This window comes from Streptomyces sp. RLB3-17 (genome assembly GCF_007113425.2).
GTDB lineage: Bacteria > Actinomycetota > Actinomycetes > Streptomycetales > Streptomycetaceae > Streptomyces > Streptomyces mirabilis_D.
Genome location: NZ_CP041610.2, coordinates 5,429,428 through 5,445,881, shown reverse-complemented (window position 1 = coordinate 5,445,881; position 16,454 = coordinate 5,429,428). Strand labels below are relative to the sequence as shown.

Sequence of the window (16,454 nt, the reverse complement as noted above, 5' to 3'; positions counted from 1 at the left end):
GGTGGGCGGGGCTCTACCCCGCCTCGGCCTCACTCGGAGGCCGGGCAACCAACTCGCTCACGGCACAAGGCCGACCCGGCAGTCATGGGCGCAACGGTAATGCCGTACGCGCGTCGAGGCAATCCCGTATCAAGTGAAATACGGGATTGCCTCGGTGGCTTTCCTCGCTGTCAGTTGTCGAGAACGGCGATTTCGAGGCGGCCCAGTCGTTCCGGCTCCGCGATCACGTCGATTCCGGTGATCAGACCGTCCGTGAACGCGAAGACGAGTACCACGGAAAGCCGGCCGCGCGGAGCCATCGCCAGGCCGACCGTCCCGTCGACGAGCGCGACCCCGGTGAACGCGGCGCGGCCGGTCGCGGCCATCGCGCCCTTGGCCACGGTGTGCGCCCCGCGGACCACGACGGGTTCGGGGGTGGGGATGACGGCCTTGTCGGCGTGCAGGACCACGTCGGGGTGGAGCAGGGCGACCAGCGCGTCGAAGTTCCCGCCCCGGGTGGCGGCGAGGAACGCGTCCACGACCCGGTACCGCCGTGCCAGGTCGGACTCGGGCAGCGGCGAGGCGCCCTTGACCCGCCGCCGGGCCCGGCTGGCGAGCTGGCGTACGGCGGCCGGGGACCGTTCGAGCATCGGGCCGATCTCGTCGAAGGGCACGGCGAACATGTCGTGCAGCACGAAGGCGAGCCGTTCGGCGGGCCCCAGCGTGTCGAGTACGACGAGCAGGGCCACGCCCACGGAGTCGGCGAGCTCCGCCTCCTCTTCGGGGTCCCGGCCGCTCGCCGGGCCGACGACGGCATCGGCGACCCGTGCGTCGACGTGGACGTCGAGGGACTCCTCGCGCTGTCGTTCACGCGTGCGGAGCAGGTTCAGACAGACCCGGGCCGCGACCGTGGTCAGCCATCCGGCGAGGTTCTCGACGCCGCTCGTGTCGGCGCGGCCGACGCGCAGCCAGGCCTCCTGGAGGGCGTCGTCGGCCTCGCTCAGCGAGCCGAGCATGCGGTAGGCCACCGCGCGCAGATGGGACCGGTGTTCCTCGAAACGTTCCGCCGCCAACACGTTCTCCCCCACCGTCTCCCCCACCGTGTCACGTTCCTTCCTCGCCGGGTGTCAGAGCAGTAGACCATCGAGATTGGAGAGGCCATGACGATTTTGACGACACCCATCCTGGTCACCGGCGGCACGGGCACCCTCGGGAGCCATGTCGTCCCGCTGCTGCGGGCGGCCGGTCGCGAGGTGCGGATCCTCAGCCGCCACAGCCGTGAGTCCGTGGCGGACCCCGGCGTCGAGTACGTCGCGGTCGACCTGCTCACGGGCGAGGGGATCGAGCCCGCGCTGGCGGGGGTGGACACCGTTCTGCACCTGGCGGGGGGCAACAAGGGTGACGACAGGGCGACGCGGAATCTGGTGCGGGCCGCGACGAACGCCGGTGTACGGCACCTCGTGCACATCTCGGTCATCGGCGCGGACACGATGCCGATCGGCTGGTTCAGGACCCAGCTGGCGGCCGAGCGGGAGGTCACGGAGTCCGGCATTCCGTGGACGATGCTGCGTGCGGCCCAGTTCCACGACCTCGTCCTGACGATGGCGGAGAAGATGGCGAAGCTGCCGGTCGTCCCGGTCCCCGGCGGACTGCGGTTCCAGCCGGTGGACTCGCGCGAGGTGGCGGCCCGGCTGGTCGAGCTGACGCTCGGGGACCCGGCCGGTCTCGTCCCCGACCTGGCCGGCCCGACGGTGTACGGCCTCGGCGACCTCGTTCGTGGCTACCTCGAGGCCGACGGCAGGCGCCGCCCGCTGCTTCCCCTGCGGATGCCCGGAAAGGCCGGCCGCGCCTACCGGGCCGGCGACAACCTCTCCCTCACCGACGCCGACACCGGCAAGCGCACATGGGAGAAGTTCCTCGCGGAGCGGGTGGGTTGAGCGAGGGAGAGCGAGAGAGGGAGAAGCGAGGGAGATCTGCTGAAAGCCTGGCCGCCTTCGCCGGCTACGGAAAGGGGGCCACCCAAAAGGGGTTGCCCACTCCTTTCCACTCTCAACGTATAGCGCACAGGGGGGCTTGCGGCAAGGCCCGGGGCGTGCCGCAGAATGGCCGGCCAAGGCCAGTACCTGCGGAAATGGCGGATTCGCGAAGTGCGTGCGGCCGAAACCCAATCTCGTTGAATGGGCGTTTGAGGTTTGATGATTGACGTGATCGTGGTCGGCGGTGGACCGACCGGCTTGATGCTGGCCGGAGAGTTGCGGCTGCACGGTGTGCACGTGGTCGTACTGGACAAGTTGACCGAACCGACCCAGGAGTCCCGCGGGCGCGGCCTGCACACGCGCAGCGTCGAGATCATGGATCAGCGCGGTCTGCTGGACCGGTTCCTCGCGGTCAGTGAGAAGTTCCAGGTCGGCGGTTTCTTCGGCGGCATCCTCAAGCCGTGGCCGGACCGGTTGGACACGGCTCACCCGTACGGTCTGTCCACCCTGCAGCCGGCCACCGAGCGGCTGCTCAACGAGCGTGCCCTCGAACTCGGCGCCGAGATCCGGCGTGGTTGCGAAGTGGTCGGGCTGAGTCAGTCCGACGACGGGGCCGGGTCCGGGGTGACCGTCGAGCTGGCGGACGGCACGCACCTGCGCTCGCGCTATCTCGTCGGATGCGACGGCGGCCGCAGCGTGGTGCGCAAGGAGCTCGGTGTCGGTTTCCCCGGTGAGCCCGCCAAGGTCGAGACGCTGCTGGGCGACATGGAGATGACCGAGGATCAGGCGACGGTCGCCGCCGTCGTCGAGGAAGTCCGCAAGACCCAACTGCGGTTCGGCACCATCCCCAACGGGGACGGCACGTACCGCGTCATCGTGCCCGCCGAGGGCGTGTCCGAGGACCGTACGACCGCGCCGACCATCGAGGAGTTCAGGCAGCGGCTGCGGGCCGTCGCGGGCACCGACTTCGGCGTGCACTCGCCGCGCCGGCTGTCCCGGTTCGGTGACGCCACCCGGCAGGCCGAGCGCTACCGGGTCGGCCGGGTGCTGCTGGCCGGCGACGCGGCGCACATCCACCCGCCGACCGGCGGGCAGGGGCTCAACCTCGGCGTGCAGGACGCGTTCAACCTCGGCTGGAAACTGGCCGCCGAGGTCAACGGCTGGGCACCGGAGGGGCTCCTCGACAGCTACCACGCCGAACGGCACCCGGTGGGCGCCCGCGTGCTGGACAACACCCGCGCGCAGATCACGCTGCTGGGGACCGATCCGGGTGCGACCGCGCTGCGGGAGCTGTTGTCGAAGCTGATGGACTTCGAGGAGGTGAACCTGTACGTGACCGGGATGATCACAGCGGTCGGGGTCCGCTACGACTTCGGCCAGGGCCATGAACTGCTCGGCGGGCGGATGCGGGACGTGGGGCTGAAGCGCGGGCGCCTCTATGAGCTGATGCACGCCGGTCGCGGGCTGCTCCTCGACCAGACAGGCCGGCTCTCGGTGGCGGGCTGGGCGGACCGGGTCGACCACGTCGTCGACGTCAGCGAGGAACTGGACGTGCCCGCGGTGCTGCTGCGGCCCGACGGCCATGTGGCGTGGGTCGGTGAAGACCAGCGGGATCTGGTCGGCCGACTGCCCGAGTGGTTCGGCGCCGCGGTCGGTTGAGCGCGCAGGCACCCCTTCGTGGCCCGGCGCGCGGGCACCCCTTCGTGGCGCAGCGCACTTTTGCAAGCGGGTGCTTGCAATTGTTAGCGGAGGTGCGGCAAGGTGGAGGCATGGCATCACTCAACGTCGGCAATCTCGGTGAGTACCTGCGCGAGCAGCGGCGCAACGCGCAGCTGTCGTTGCGGCAGCTCGCCGACGCCGCCGGGGTGTCCAACCCGTATCTGAGCCAGATCGAGCGCGGGCTGCGCAAGCCGAGCGCGGAGGTGTTGCAGCAGGTCGCGAAGGCGCTGCGGATCTCCGCCGAGACGCTGTACGTGCGAGCCGGCATCCTCGACGCCGAGCGGGACCGGGACGAGGTGGAGACACGTGCCGTCATCCTCGCCGATCCCACGCTGAACGAGCGGCAGAAGCAGGTGCTGCTCCAGATCTACGAGTCCTTCCGCAAGGAGAACGGATTCGAGATCACGCCGGACCTGGCCCGGGGAATGGCCCAGAACGTGACCCAGGACATGGCGCAGGACGAGGCACAGGGCATGGCAGAGCACATATCGGGCACCCAGCAAGCGCCGGACACCGCCGTCCGGGGCCCCCGCACGGCCGACGGCAGCGATGCCGATCCGCAGCAGACCGCCAGTTGACGACGACGACGTGCAGCACCGCCGGCCCGCACGCGGGCCTGCCGGTCTTGCCGCGGAACACCAAAACCCTCAGCTGAAAGCGACCGGAGGACCATCACCATGGCCATCACCGACGACATCCGCAAGGCCGCCACGGACCCCACCCCGCTGTACTTCCTGGCCGGCACCGCCGACCTGGCCGTCCAGCAGGCGAAGAAGGTCCCCGGCCTCGTGGAGCAGATCCGCGCCGAGGCCCCGGCGCGGATCGAGACCGTGAAGAACATCGACGCGAACACCGTCCAGGAGAAGGCCGCCACCCGCGCGAAGGAAGCGCAGGAGACCATCCAGGCCAAGGTCACGGAGTTCATCAGCACCCTCGACACCGACCTGAAGAAGCTCGGTGAGTCCGCTCAGGACCTCGCCCTGCGCGGTGTCGGCGTCGCCGCCGAGTACGCCGTGAAGGCCAAGGAGACGTACGAGAAGGTCGCCGAGCACGGCGAGCAGACCGTGAAGACCTGGCGTGGCGAGGCCGCCGAGGAGATCGAGGAACTGGCCATCGCCGTCGAGCCGAAGGCCGAGCCGGTCGAGGTCAGGTCCGAGGACAAGCCGGCCGCGACCGCCGCCGTGCCCGCTCCGGCCAAGAAGCCCGTGGCGAAGAAGGCTCCGGCCCGCAAGGTCACCGCCAAGAAGCCGACGCCGCCGGTGAAGTAGCGGACGACGGGACTCCTCGTCTCAGGACGGAAGGTCCGGACGAAGGGTCCGGGCGAAGGGTCAGGACGACGGGCCGGGCACTCTCAGAGTTCCCGGCCCGTTCTGCGGGTACGGTGGCCGTAGAGATGAATCGACTCGGGCGGTGGGCATAGTGCTGTTGACGGCATTCGGCGGCTTCTTGTCGCTGATCTTCCTTGCCATGCTGGTGCTCGCCGTGGTGGCACTGGTGATGGCGGCGGTGGCTCGCGAAGACGCGTACCGCGCGGCCGACAAGCAGAACAAGATGTTCTGGCTGATCATCCTGGGCATCACGGTGGCCGTGAACCTGCTGGTCCCGATCATCTTCCTGCAGATCGCGGGGCTGGTCGCCACGATCGTCTTCTTCGTGGACGTACGCCCCGCGCTCCGTCAGGTCTCCGGCGGTGGCCGGGGCCGCCGCGGCGGAAGCAGCAGCGACGGCCCGTACGGCCCCTACAACGGAGGCCGCTGACCACCGGCGGTCACCTTCAAGTCGACCACCGGCGGTCAGTCCTGCGGGCCTGAGGGTTACGCGGGCCGGGCCGTCGGGCAGGCCCGACCGTCACACGCTCGTACGGCGTGACCGTTACGCGGTCATCCGGCGGTCAGGGCGTGACCGTCACACGGTCGTACGGTGATCACGGCGTGACCGTCACACGGTCGTACGGCCATCACGGCGTCCGGTCCAGCAGGAGCACCGCCACGTCGTCCGTCAGCTCTCCGCCGTTGAGGTCCCTGACCTCGTTGACCGTCGCCCGCAGCAGCTCCTCGCCCGTCAGGCCCTCGGCGAGCCGGCGGCGTACCAGGTCCACCATGCCGTCCTGGCCCAGCCGCTCCTTGCCCTCGCCGATGTGACCCTCGATCAGGCCGTCGGTGTAGAGCATCAGACTCCACTCGCCGCCCAGCTCCACCTGCTGGCGCGGCCAGCGGGCACCGTGCAGCAGGCCGAGCGCCGGGCCGCCGTTCTCGTACGGCAGTAGCTCGGCGGGCCGGCCGGGGCGGGAGATCAGCGGGGACGGGTGGCCCGCCAGGCAGAGCCCGGCGCGGCGCCCGTCCGGCGCGATGTCCACCGTGCACAGCGTCGCGAAGATCTCGTCGTTCTCGCGCTCGTGCTCCAGGACCTGCTGGAGGGTGGACAGGAGTTCGTCGCCGCACAGGCCCGCGAACGTCAGCGCCCGCCAGGCGATGCGCAGCTCCACGCCGAGCGCGGCCTCGTCGGGCCCGTGTCCGCAGACATCGCCGATCATGGCGTGCACCGTGCCGTCGGGCGTACGGACCGTGTCGTAGAAGTCGCCGCCGAGCAGGGCGCGGGAGCGCCCCGGGCGGTAGCGCGCGGCGAAGCGGAGCGAGGAGCCCTCCAGGAGAGGGGTCGGCAGCAGACCGCGCTCCAGGCGGGCGTTCTCCTGGGCGCGCAGCCTGGACTCGGTGAGTCGGCGCTCGGCCTTGTCGGAACGTTTCCGCTCCACCGCGTACCGGATCGCGCGGCTCAGCAGCCGTCCGTCCAGCTCGTCGCGGAACAGATAGTCCTGGGCGCCGACGCGCACCGCCTCCGCGCCGCGCTCGGCGTCACCGGAGGCGGTGAGCGCGAGGACGGCGTGCCGGGGCGCGAGCCGCAGCACGTGCTTGAGCGTGGTCAGCTCGTCGTCGCTCTCGGTGGCCGCCCGGCCGGGGGCGGGCAGCGCGAGGTCGAGCAGGATGCAGTGGACGTCGTCGGTGAGCAGCCGCTCGGCCTCGGTGAGGTTGCGGGCGGTGCGGATGCGGATCGGCTTGCCGGCCGCGTCGAGCATCTCGGGCACGCTGAGCGAACCCGCCGGGTCGTCCTCGATGACCAGCAGGGTCAGATTGGTGGTGCTGTCGACCGGGGTCGTGGCGGCATGGGGCGCCGGTGCTGCCCCGGCCGGGCCGCCGGTCGCTTCTCCGGATGGGCCGCCGGGTGAGAACGCGCCTTGAGCCTGACCGCTCTCCGCGGCCGGGATCGCTCTCTGCCGCGGTATGGGTACGGGCATCGTGTGGGTTCCTTCCCTCCCCCCGAGGGCGTGGTGGGGCGAAGGTCCTCGACCCACCGACGGGGACCATAGCGGTAGCGGACGCCGCAACGGAATGGTGTGCGTCGTGGCGTCCGGCAGGCGGCCACCGTCATATGCCGCATCCTGTACCGCACTTGGACAGGATGCGGTTGTCCCCGGGATGACGAACGTCACGTCCACGAAGTTGAGGGGTATGTACAACCGTGGGGTGGGTCACGTGCGGTGCATCACGAGGGCCAGGGCGCTTTCTCGGGGTTGGTGGCGGTTTGGCCGTCCAGGCCGATCGGCCGGCCCGATCCGCCCCGGCTCCCCGCGCCCCGCCTCGGCTCCCTATGCCCCGCCCCGTCACGCGTCCGGTCGTACGACGCCCAGTATCGGCATGGACCCGGCCCCCGTGATCGTCACCGTCCGGCCCGGCCGCGGTGCGTGCACGATCGCGCCGTCGCCGATGTACATCGCCACATGGCTGGCGTCGTCGAAGTAGATGATCAGGTCGCCGGGGCGCATGTCCTTGACGTCGACATGGGGAAGCTGCTTCCACTGCTCCTGCGAGGTGCGCGGAATGCCGTGGCCGGCGGCGGCCCAGGCCTGTGAGGTCAGCCCCGAGCAGTCGTACGAGCCCGGGCCCTCGGCGCCCCACTCGTACGGCTTGCCGATCTGGTCGGTGGCGAACTTCACCGCCTTCTTGCCCTGCTCGGACGCCTTGCCGCTGATCTCGGCGAGGATGCCGGAACTCAGCCAGGCCGTCTGCGCCGTGTACGCGGCCTCCTCCTCGAGCTTCGCCAGCCGCTCCTTCTCCTTCTTCTGGAGCTGGGACTCCAGCTTCTCGGCGGCGGCGATCTGCTTCTTGATCTCCTTCTGCGCCGTGGCCTTGGCCTGGCGGTTGGCCTCCAGCTTCTGCCACTGCGCGGAGGCGTCCTTCGCGTACTGCTGCAAGTCCTGTTGCGTGCGGGTCATCTCGGCGAGCAGCCCCTTGGTCGCGTGCTCGCCCTGGAGCACCCGCCCCGCGCCGTCCAGGTACTGCTGGGGGTTGTCGCTCAGCCACAGCCGCATCTCGGGCGGCAGACCACCGCCCCGGTACTGCGCCCGGGCCGCGGCGCCCGCGCGGTCCTTCAACTCGTCCAGCTTGTCCTGGCCCTGGACGATCACGCGGGCCAGGTCGACGATCTCGGCCGACTGCTGCTTGGCCTGCTCCTCGGCGGCGTTGTACGCGTCCGTGGCGACCGCCGCGTCGTGGTAGAGAGCGTCCAGCTTCTTGCGGATCGCCTCAAGGTCCTTGCCGGCCGGCGAGGTTGTCGGAGTCGGTGTCGGTGTGCGCATGGGCGCTGGTGTCGGGCTCGCGTACGCCACGCCCGGTGCCGACAGCACCGCGCAGGCACAGGCCAGAACCATGGCCGCCGTGGTCAGGCTCCGCTTGCCGGATCCCATTGCTCCGCCCCCAAACTGATTTACCGTCAGTAACTTATGGACGCCTGGGGGATCGTGCCATGTCGGCGCGCAATGCGACAGAGATGGGCAAGAACTCCCTTCCCTCCGGCCCGCCTCCGCGAAACGATCTCCCCGCCTGTGTGACGAGTCAGTCACGCAGTTCGTTCCGTGCAGCTCACAGGCGTGCGGTGGCCACCCCTCCACCGACGCGGCACGCCCGCGCGGCCCCCGGCGTCAACCGCCCGCACGACACTCCGACCTCGCACACCCACGTGTCCTGGTTCGTCGGGCCCCAGCCTTCAACGCCCGTGCCTCGCCCGGGTGTCCGGTGTCTGTGCGGCGCTTGACGCCCGTGCGTCATCGAGACGTCGCACGCCTGTCCGGCACCCCGCGCCGCGCGTCCCGCACCCCGGGCCCTGCACCCCGCGTTTACGCGAAGGCCCCGCGGGGCGCCAACGCCTCCCAGCGCACCGTGACTTCGCCCTGGCGCCAGCGGGATATTCCGTCCGTCACCGGCCAGTCCGCCGTCAGGTCGCCGACCGTGCGTATCCAGCGCTGCCGCGCGCCGTACGAGGCGTACGGCGCGGCTGCGGCCCAGGCGCGGTCGAAGTCGCGGAGGAACGCGTGCACGGGCTCGCCCGGGACGTTGCGGTGGATCAGTGCCTTGGGCAGGCGCTCGGCGAGGTCGGACGGGCGGTCCAGGGAGCCCAGGCGGGTGGCGAAGGTGACCGTGCGCGGGCCCTCGGGGCCCAGGGCGACCCAGACGTGCCGGCGGCCGATCTCGTCGCAGGTGCCCTCGACGAGCAGCCCGCCCCGGGAGCCGGGGCCCGCAGGTGCGAGGCGTGCGCACAGACGCTGCCAGACCTCGGCGACCTGCTCCTCGTCGTACTGGCGCAGCACGTTCGCCGCGCGGATGAGTGAGGGGCTGCCGTGCACCGGGACCTCGAAGCCGCCGTGCCGGAAGACGAGTCCCTCGCGCTCGTACGGCCGGGCCGCCGCGACCCTCGCGGGCTCGATCTCCACGCCCACCACGCGGGCGCGGGGGGCGGCCGTGCGCAGGCGGGTCAGCAGCTCGACCGCGGTCCAGGGAGCCGCCCCGTATCCGAGGTCGACCGCCACCGGGTCGGCGCTTCTGCGCAGCTCGGCGCCGTGGGTGGCCGCGATCCAGCGGTCCATGCGGCGCAGTCGGTTGGGGTTGGTCGTCCCGCGCGTCACCGTACCCACGGGGCGGGACGCGGCGCGGGTTGTCATGCGTACGAGAGTAGGCGGCCGGGAGGAAGCCCGTGCGGGCCTGTGGATAACCTCCGGCAGCCCGCCGTCAACCTGTGGAAAAGAGGTGGAGAAGAAGGGAGCGGAGCCGCGCACGCAACTCGCCCTCGAACGGTTGAGCGACTCTCGGTAATGATTCGGCAAAGGGGTGCGGGAGGGAGCGCGGAAGGGAAATGGAGCGGACCGCTCCGGCGTTGGCGCTCTCTGGAGGGTGCCGTGCGTCCTCCGACCGGCATGCCCGCAGCAAGGAGGAACGCCACGTGAGCCAGTACGTCAGCAGGCTCGGGCGACGCTCCCCGGCGACGCCCTCACGGCTGAGGCTGCACCGTAGGCCCCGTCGCGTGGCGATGCTCTCCGTCCACACCTCGCCGCTGCACCAGCCCGGCACCGGCGACGCCGGCGGCATGAACGTCTACATCGTGGAACTCGCCCAGCGCCTCGCCGCGATCAACATCGAGGTCGAGATCTTCACCCGGGCCACCACGGCCGCCCTCCCGCCGACCGTCGAACTGGCCCCCGGCGTCCTCGTCCGGCACGTCGACGCGGGTCCGTACGAGGGCCTCGCCAAGGAGGACCTGCCCGCCCAGCTGTGTGCCTTCACGCACGGCGTCATGCAGGCCTGGGCCGGGCACCGACCCGGTTACTACGACCTCGTGCACTCGCACTACTGGCTCTCCGGCCACGTCGGCTGGCTCGCCGCCGAGCGCTGGGGCGCGCCCCTGGTGCACGCGATGCACACCATGGCCAAGGTCAAGAACGCCGCGCTCGCCGAGGGCGACACCCCCGAGCCCGCCGCCCGTGTCATCGGCGAGACCCAGATCGTGCGCGCGGCCGACCGTCTCATCGCCAACACCTCCGAAGAGGCCGACGAGCTCGCCCGCCACTACGAGGCCGAGCCCGGCAAGGTGGCCGTCGTCCACCCGGGCGTCAACCTCGACCGCTTCCGCCCGGCCGACGGCCGCGCCGCCGCCCGCGCCCGCCTCGGGCTCCCGCAGGACGCGCTGATTCCGCTCTTCGCGGGCCGCATACAGCCCCTGAAGGCCCCCGACGTGCTGCTGCGCGCGGTCGCCGTCCTCCTGGACGAGCGCCCCGAGCTGCGCGGCAACATCGTCGTCCCCGTGGTGGGCGGCCCCAGCGGTACCGGTCTCGCCAAGCCCGAGGGGCTGCAGAAGCTCGCCGCCCGGCTCGGGATCGCCGATGTCGTGCTGTTCAGGCCGCCCGTCGACCAGGAGCAGCTCGCGGACTGGTTCCGGGCCGCGTCGGTGCTGGTCATGCCCTCCTACAGCGAGTCCTTCGGGCTGGTCGCCATCGAGGCGCAGGCGGCCGGCACGCCGGTCCTGGCGGCCGAGGTCGGCGGGCTGCCCGTCGCCGTGCGCCACCAGGAGACCGGATTCCTGATCCCGGGGCACGATCCCGTCGCCTACGCGCGCGTACTGCGCGATTTCGCCGACGACCAGGCGCTGTCGGCGCGCATGGGCGAGGCCGCCGCCCGGCACGCGCAGCGCTTCGGCTGGGACACCGCGGCCGCCGCCACGGCGGACGTGTACACGGCCGCCGTACAGGCCCACCGCCGCAAGGTGCGCGCCCACCAGGGCTGACGCGCGCACCGCCCGAGGGTCGGTCCGTCGGACGCCTGACGTACGCTCCCTCCATGGCTGACGCAGCGTCGATCATCGAGCAGGTCCTCACCGAGGCCGAGCTGGAGTGGGAGAGCCCCAAGGCGGGCTCGTACGTCGTGAAACTGCCCGGCACCCGCAAGCTCTCGACGACCGTCTCGCTGATCGTCGGCAAGCACTCCCTGTCGCTGAACGCCTTCGTGATCCGCCACCCCGACGAGAACCACGAAGGCGTCCACCGCTGGCTCCTGGAGCGCAATCTCAAGCTCTATGGCGTGAGTTACGCGGTCGACCCCCTGGGGGACGTGTATCTGGTCGGCAAACTGCCGCTCGGCGCGGTCACGCCGGACGAGGTCGACCGGCTGCTCGGCTCGGTCCTGGAGGCCGCCGACGGCGCTTTCAACACTCTCCTTGAGCTCGGTTTCGCCTCCGCGATCCGCAAGGAGTACGCCTGGCGGGTGTCTCGCGGCGAATCGACCCGCAATCTGGATGCGTTCACCCACCTGACCCAGCGTCCCGCTGGCTGAATTCCAGGTCCAGTCCAACTAAGTAGTGCACGACCCCTTCCCGGTCAGGGGTCTCAGTGGCATGCTCACCGCCGACGCAGATCTGAACGTCATTCACATCCATGGAAGCCGATGGAATGCGACGGAAGGCGGGCGGGTATGAGCGAGGACTACGTGAGCATCACCAGACGGGGCCTGCTCGGCAGTGCCGTGGCCGTGGCGGCCGCCATGGTGACCGGCGGACCGGCGACGGCCGCGACCGCTGTCGCACGCCCTCGTGACCCAGGTCAAGTCCCCACCATCTGGCGGGAGTTCACCCGCACCCCCTTCACCCACCCGCAGATCCCGTACGTCGGCAGGGCCGGCCATCGGGGCGGGTCGGCGCGCTTCCCCCGCCGCCCCGTCGTGGCCGACGTCCGCGCCTACGGCGCCGTCGCGGACGGCACCACGGACTGCGCGCCCGCGATCAACCGTGCCATCGCCGCTGCCGGGAGGGCCGGCGGTGGCACGGTGCTCATCCCGCCCGGCACCTTCCGCATCGACGGCCTGATCCGCATCGGCCACTCGAACGTCGTGCTGCGCGGCGCCGGCAGCGACCGTACGAAGCTGTACGCGACCAGGAACCTCACCGAGCTGATCGGTGTCTACGGCTCCCGCTACGGCGGCGACAAGTCGTCCTGGTCCTGGGCGGGCGGCCTCATCTGGCTCGCGCCCACGGCCCGTTGGGACTCCCTCGTCGCCGCCATCAAGGACAAGGCCTGGCCCTTCGAGGGCTGGACCGGCAACAAGCGCGACGAGTGGGAGACCCTGACGACCGTGGCCCCCGCCACCCGCGGCTCCTGGTCGGTGACGGTCGCCGACCCCCGCCCCCTGAAGCCGGGCCGGCTCGTCCTCCTGCGACTCGCCGACGACGCCGACCACACCCTCCTGGAGCACATGTCGGGCGGCGGCCCCGGTCCCGAGGCGTACTACTGGGACGACAAGACCAAGCTCACGAGTTACGTCCCCTACGAGTGGCCCGTACGCATCGCGCGGGTGCGGGGCAGAAAGGTCACCCTGGAGCGGCCGCTGCCCCTCGACGTACGCCCCGAGTGGGACCCGCGTCTGACGACCCACGTCGAACCGCTGACCGGCTCCGGTGTCGAAGGCCTCACCCTGGAGGCCGTCGAGACGCCCCAGTCCCCGCACCTCCTCGACAAGGGCTACAACGGGGTCGTCCTCCAGTGCGCGTACGACTGCTGGGTCGACGACGTGACGGTCCGCCACGTCGACAACGGCTTCGGATTCGTCGCCGCCTCCGCCTGCACCCTGCGCCGCACCCGTGTGGCGGGCCGCGGCTCGCACCACCCGTACTTCTGCCGCGAGGGCTCGCACGACAACCTCGTCGAGGACTTCACCATCGAACAGCGCACGGTGCCGGCCCCGCCGAACACCCAGCTCCACGGCATCAACGTGGAAGGCCTCTCTCCTCCTACAACGTCTGGTCGCGCGGCGACCTCCGGATGGGCACCTTCGATTCCCATCGGGGCCTGCCCTTCGCCAACGTCCGCACCGACATCACCGTCGACAACAACGGCCGGCACGGCGGCGACGCGAGCGCCGGTCCGCTCTTCGGCGCACGCTTCACCCACTGGAACATACGTGTCACGAACGGCCGTGCGGGGTTGATGAAGATCGACGGTCTGGCGCCCTACTCCGCCACCGTCGGCGTCAACGAGGTGACCGAGTTCGACCAGATCGACGTCCCCGACTTCACCGGCGACCTGCACTCCCGCCTGGAGCTGTACGGGACCACGGACGTCGTACGCCCGCGCAATCTGTACGAGGCCCAGCGGGACCTCTGACTCGGCCGAGCGTGTCGTACCCGACGAAGGTAACCGTGAGGCGTGTGGGGCGTACCCACGGCGGTCACGCCGGCCTGGAGCGCGCGTAGCGCCCCGGAGTCACCCCGACCAACTTCTTGAAGTGCCGGGTGAGATGGGACTGGTCGTAGAAGCCGGTCGCCGACGCCACCTCGCCCGGCGGCCGGCCCTCGAGGAGGAGACGGCGGGCCCGGTCGACACGGCGGGACATCAGGTACTGGTGGGGTGCGATGCCGTAGGCGCCGCTGAACGCCCGTACCAGATGGGCGGGATGGGCGTGCACGAGCCGCGCGGCCTCGTCGAGGCCGATGCCCTGGGTGAGGCGTCCGTCGAGGAGTTCGCGCAGGGTGCGGGCGAGGGTGGGGGAGTCGCGCGGGGTGGCGGCGGGAGTGCTGGGCCGCAGATGCGTGCGCAGCCGCTCGGCGATGAGCGTCAGTCTGCTCTCGGCCTCCAGTTCGTCACCGGGGTGACCGAGCGCGGTGTGCAACTGGCCGACGCGCCGTCGCAGTACGGGGTCACGCAGGTCGGGCCCGTCCACCGCGGACCCGATGAGGTCCTCGCCCAGATGCGTGCCGTCGAGATAGACGACGCGCTTGCGGAAACCGTGCGCGGTGGCCGGGGAGCCGTTGTGCGGGACGTGCGGCGGCAGCAGGGACACCGTGTCGTGCGGGGTGCCGTGCTCGTGCCGGTCCAGGTCGTACCGTACGGCCCCGTCGTCGACGATGAGCAGCGTCCAGGCCTCGTGCACGTGCATCGGATAGGCGTACTCGGTGAAGTGGGCGTGGAAGACCTCCACGACACCCGGAACGCGCGAGCGCCAGGCGGAGACCTCCGGCTGAGCGACCATGCAAAGAACGTACAAGACGGCGTCGTGCCGCGGTCGGCAGTCTCGATCCATGAACAGTGAACCTCGATCCATGAACGGTGAACCGATCCGCTTCGATACGAAGATCGTCGTCCTGCTGCGGGACGACCTTGAGCCCTGGCAACGTCTGAATGTCACGTCCTTCCTGGTCAGCGGCCTGGGCACACAGGTCCCCGAGGTGATCGGAGAGCCGTACGAGGACGCGGACGGGGTGGCGTATCTGCCGATGTTCCGGCAGCCTGTGCTGGTTTTCGAGGGGACGAAGGAGGTCCTTGTGGCGGCACACGGCAGGGCGCTCAGCCGTGCGCTGCCCCGGGCCGTCTTCACGTCGGATCTCTTCGGCACCGGCAACGACCGGGACAACCGGGCGGCGGTGCGGGCTGTCACGACGGCTGGACTGGATGTGGTGGGGCTGGCCGTGTACGGGCCTCGGAACGCGGTGGACAAGGTGGTGAAGGGGGCGCGGATGCATCCGTGAAGCCGACGGGGGCGCTTTTTCGGGGAGTTCCTGTGCTTGAGGGAGGCTCGCAGCTGCTGGGACCGCGTGGGGTGCGGGTGGCGCGGCGAGTCGGCGTCAGGCCGCGCTGACCTCGGGCTTCGCCACCGTCGGGCCGGCCTCCACCGCCGGTTCCTCCGTGGGCAGCCGCCGCATCAGCAGGCCGTACCCGAGCCCGGCCACCGTGCCCACCAGTGCGCACAGCCCCCACAGCCAGGCGGCCCCGAACCGGTCGATGACCACGCCGGACATCAGGGGAGCGATCAGCGCGGCGAGTGACCAGGAGAGGGTGTACATGCCCTGGTAGCGGCCCCGGCCGTGGGTCGGGGAGAGCTGGACGACCAGGCCCGTCTGGGTGGGCGCGTTGACGATCTCGGCCAGGGTCCACACGCACACGGTGAGCGCGAAGACGCCCACCGACCCGGCGAAGGCGGTGAGCCCGAAGCCGTACCCGGCGAGGACCGAGGAGATCACGAGCAGCCGGCGCGGATCCCGGTGCTGGATGAAACGGGTGACCGGGATCTGCAGCGCGACGATGAGGACGCCGTTGACGGCGATCGCCATGCCGTAGTCGGCGGGTGTGAAGCCCGCTCTGCCCATGGCGACGGGGAGTCCCACGGAGCCCTGCTGGAAGACCAGGGCGACGAGGAAGGACAGGCCGACGACGCTCATGAAGCGCCGGTCGCGCAGCACGGTCCCGAGGCCGACGTCGTCCTTCGCCTCCTTGGCGTTCTGCACCGGCCGGGACTCCGGCAGCTTCGCGAAGACGAGGAGCGCGCAGGCCAGGGTCATGCCGGCCTCGATGAGGAAGCCGGCGAGGTAGCTGAACTCGGCGATGAAACCGGCGGCCATGGAGGAGACGGCGAAGCCGAGGTTGATCGCCCAGTAGTTGAGGGAGAACGCCCGGACGCGGTCCTCGGGCCGCACGATGTCGGCCATCATCGCCTGGACGGCGGGCCGGGAGGCGTTGCTGGCCATGCCGACCAGGAAGGCGACCGCGGCGATGCTCACCGGGTCGTGCATGAAGCCGAGCAGCGCGACGGAGGCGGCCGTGGAGGTCTGTGCGACGAGGAGCGTGGGCCGGCGCCCGAGCCGGTCGGTCATCACGCCCGCGCCGAGCGAGGAGACGACACCGCCGAGGCCGTGCAGGGACGCCACGAGACCCGCGTACGAGGCGGAGTAGCCGCGGTCGAGCGTCAGGTACAGAGCCATGAAAGTGGCGACAAAAGCGCCGAGTCGGTTGACCAGGGTGCTGGTCCACAGCCACCAGAACTCGCGGGGGAGCCCCGAGACGGTCTCTCGGGCGGCGCGTCGCATGACGGCGAGTGGCATCGGTCGTCCCCCACGGATGTAAGCGGCTCATGTACTGATGGCAACTTACGAGCGGGAGGTCTCCGGGGGCCACTCAATTAACAGATGCCGTCA

At 70.8% G+C, this 16,454-nt stretch carries 14 protein-coding genes and 1 pseudogene; 9 read left to right on the top strand and 6 right to left on the bottom strand.

Annotated elements, in window-relative coordinates; all coding sequences use genetic code 11:
- Nucleotides 1–170: 170 nt before the first annotated feature.
- Nucleotides 171–1,067 carry a sigma-70 family RNA polymerase sigma factor gene (locus tag FNV62_RS24705; RefSeq protein ID WP_205522524.1) on the bottom strand — a complete coding sequence of 299 codons (897 nt, stop codon included), beginning with the start codon at nucleotides 1,065–1,067 and terminating at the stop codon, nucleotides 171–173.
- 72 nt (nucleotides 1,068–1,139) lie between these two features.
- Here FNV62_RS24705 and FNV62_RS24700 point away from each other — a divergent pair, with 72 nt between their 5' ends.
- The 5 genes from FNV62_RS24700 (at nucleotide 1,140) to FNV62_RS24680 (ending at nucleotide 5,432) form a co-directional block, all read left to right on the top strand.
- Complete coding sequence (locus FNV62_RS24700; RefSeq protein WP_205521737.1) at nucleotides 1,140–1,916, top strand: SDR family oxidoreductase; 777 nt, start codon at nucleotides 1,140–1,142, stop codon at nucleotides 1,914–1,916.
- Between the two features lie 258 nt (nucleotides 1,917–2,174).
- Nucleotides 2,175–3,614, top strand: a complete 1,440-nt coding sequence (rox, locus tag FNV62_RS24695) for a rifampin monooxygenase (RefSeq protein ID WP_143627126.1) — start codon at nucleotides 2,175–2,177, stop codon at nucleotides 3,612–3,614.
- A 110-nt stretch (nucleotides 3,615–3,724) separates the two neighbouring features.
- Nucleotides 3,725–4,252 carry a helix-turn-helix domain-containing protein gene (locus FNV62_RS24690; protein ID WP_060894463.1) on the top strand — a complete coding sequence of 176 codons (528 nt, stop codon included), beginning with the start codon at nucleotides 3,725–3,727 and terminating at the stop codon, nucleotides 4,250–4,252.
- Nucleotides 4,253–4,351: 99 nt separating this feature from the next.
- Nucleotides 4,352–4,942, top strand: coding sequence for a hypothetical protein (locus FNV62_RS24685; RefSeq protein ID WP_060894462.1), 591 nt, complete (start codon nucleotides 4,352–4,354; stop codon nucleotides 4,940–4,942).
- 151 nt (nucleotides 4,943–5,093) lie between these two features.
- On the top strand, nucleotides 5,094–5,432 hold the full coding sequence (locus FNV62_RS24680; RefSeq protein WP_054232467.1) for a DUF2516 family protein: 339 nt from the start codon (nucleotides 5,094–5,096) through the stop codon (nucleotides 5,430–5,432).
- A gap of 199 nt (nucleotides 5,433–5,631) precedes the next feature.
- Here the strand turns inward: FNV62_RS24680 and FNV62_RS24675 are convergent, their stop codons facing one another.
- The 3 genes from FNV62_RS24675 to FNV62_RS24665 all read right to left on the bottom strand — a co-directional run bounded on the left by FNV62_RS24675 (nucleotide 5,632) and on the right by FNV62_RS24665 (nucleotide 9,666).
- Complete coding sequence (locus tag FNV62_RS24675; protein WP_097285276.1) at nucleotides 5,632–6,966, bottom strand: PP2C family protein-serine/threonine phosphatase; 1,335 nt, start codon at nucleotides 6,964–6,966, stop codon at nucleotides 5,632–5,634.
- 366 nt (nucleotides 6,967–7,332) lie between these two features.
- On the bottom strand, nucleotides 7,333–8,415 hold the full coding sequence (locus FNV62_RS24670; RefSeq protein ID WP_143602153.1) for a C40 family peptidase: 1,083 nt from the start codon (nucleotides 8,413–8,415) through the stop codon (nucleotides 7,333–7,335).
- 429 nt (nucleotides 8,416–8,844) lie between these two features.
- Nucleotides 8,845–9,666: a class I SAM-dependent methyltransferase gene (locus FNV62_RS24665; RefSeq protein ID WP_143627124.1), complete on the bottom strand. Its 822-nt coding sequence runs from the start codon at nucleotides 9,664–9,666 to the stop codon at nucleotides 8,845–8,847.
- 278 nt (nucleotides 9,667–9,944) lie between these two features.
- On the opposite strand from FNV62_RS24665, the gene mshA reads away from it, so the two are divergent.
- The 3 genes and pseudogenes from mshA to FNV62_RS24650 all read left to right on the top strand — a co-directional run bounded on the left by mshA (nucleotide 9,945) and on the right by FNV62_RS24650 (nucleotide 13,650).
- Nucleotides 9,945–11,282: a D-inositol-3-phosphate glycosyltransferase gene (mshA, locus tag FNV62_RS24660; RefSeq protein ID WP_054232420.1), complete on the top strand. Its 1,338-nt coding sequence runs from the start codon at nucleotides 9,945–9,947 to the stop codon at nucleotides 11,280–11,282.
- Nucleotides 11,283–11,335: 53 nt separating this feature from the next.
- On the top strand, nucleotides 11,336–11,827 hold the full coding sequence (locus FNV62_RS24655; protein ID WP_054232421.1) for a YbjN domain-containing protein: 492 nt from the start codon (nucleotides 11,336–11,338) through the stop codon (nucleotides 11,825–11,827).
- A gap of 138 nt (nucleotides 11,828–11,965) precedes the next feature.
- Nucleotides 11,966–13,650: pseudogene (locus FNV62_RS24650) on the top strand (glycosyl hydrolase family 28-related protein).
- A gap of 64 nt (nucleotides 13,651–13,714) precedes the next feature.
- Here the strand turns inward: FNV62_RS24650 and FNV62_RS24645 are convergent.
- Nucleotides 13,715–14,515 (bottom strand): helix-turn-helix transcriptional regulator, encoded by an 801-nt coding sequence (locus FNV62_RS24645; protein ID WP_097285272.1) that lies wholly within the window; start codon nucleotides 14,513–14,515, stop codon nucleotides 13,715–13,717.
- A 49-nt stretch (nucleotides 14,516–14,564) separates the two neighbouring features.
- On the opposite strand from FNV62_RS24645, the gene FNV62_RS24640 reads away from it, so the two are divergent.
- Nucleotides 14,565–15,011, top strand: coding sequence for a DUF2000 domain-containing protein (locus tag FNV62_RS24640; protein ID WP_143627122.1), 447 nt, complete (start codon nucleotides 14,565–14,567; stop codon nucleotides 15,009–15,011).
- A gap of 96 nt (nucleotides 15,012–15,107) precedes the next feature.
- On the opposite strand, the gene FNV62_RS24635 is transcribed toward FNV62_RS24640, so the two are convergent.
- Nucleotides 15,108–16,361 (bottom strand): MDR family MFS transporter, encoded by a 1,254-nt coding sequence (locus FNV62_RS24635; RefSeq protein ID WP_179858212.1) that lies wholly within the window; start codon nucleotides 16,359–16,361, stop codon nucleotides 15,108–15,110.
- Between the last annotated feature and the right edge of the window lie 93 nt (nucleotides 16,362–16,454).

What these genes read in the sequence shown, in the direction of transcription:
- FNV62_RS24685 (WP_060894462.1), top strand. Translation starts at nt 4,352, where the DNA reads ATGGCCATCACCGACGACATCCGCAAGGCCGCCACGGACCCCACCCCG.
- FNV62_RS24690 (WP_060894463.1), top strand. Translation starts at nt 3,725, where the DNA reads ATGGCATCACTCAACGTCGGCAATCTCGGTGAGTACCTGCGCGAGCAG.
- FNV62_RS24640 (WP_143627122.1), top strand. Translation starts at nt 14,565, where the DNA reads ATGAACAGTGAACCTCGATCCATGAACGGTGAACCGATCCGCTTCGAT.
- FNV62_RS24675 (WP_097285276.1), bottom strand. Translation starts at nt 6,966, where the DNA reads ATGCCCGTACCCATACCGCGGCAGAGAGCGATCCCGGCCGCGGAGAGC.
- rox (WP_143627126.1), top strand. Translation starts at nt 2,175, where the DNA reads ATGATTGACGTGATCGTGGTCGGCGGTGGACCGACCGGCTTGATGCTG.
- FNV62_RS24665 (WP_143627124.1), bottom strand. Translation starts at nt 9,666, where the DNA reads ATGACAACCCGCGCCGCGTCCCGCCCCGTGGGTACGGTGACGCGCGGG.
- FNV62_RS24670 (WP_143602153.1), bottom strand. Translation starts at nt 8,415, where the DNA reads ATGGGATCCGGCAAGCGGAGCCTGACCACGGCGGCCATGGTTCTGGCC.
- FNV62_RS24635 (WP_179858212.1), bottom strand. Translation starts at nt 16,361, where the DNA reads ATGCCACTCGCCGTCATGCGACGCGCCGCCCGAGAGACCGTCTCGGGG.
- FNV62_RS24700 (WP_205521737.1), top strand. Translation starts at nt 1,140, where the DNA reads ATGACGATTTTGACGACACCCATCCTGGTCACCGGCGGCACGGGCACC.
- FNV62_RS24645 (WP_097285272.1), bottom strand. Translation starts at nt 14,515, where the DNA reads ATGGTCGCTCAGCCGGAGGTCTCCGCCTGGCGCTCGCGCGTTCCGGGT.
- FNV62_RS24655 (WP_054232421.1), top strand. Translation starts at nt 11,336, where the DNA reads ATGGCTGACGCAGCGTCGATCATCGAGCAGGTCCTCACCGAGGCCGAG.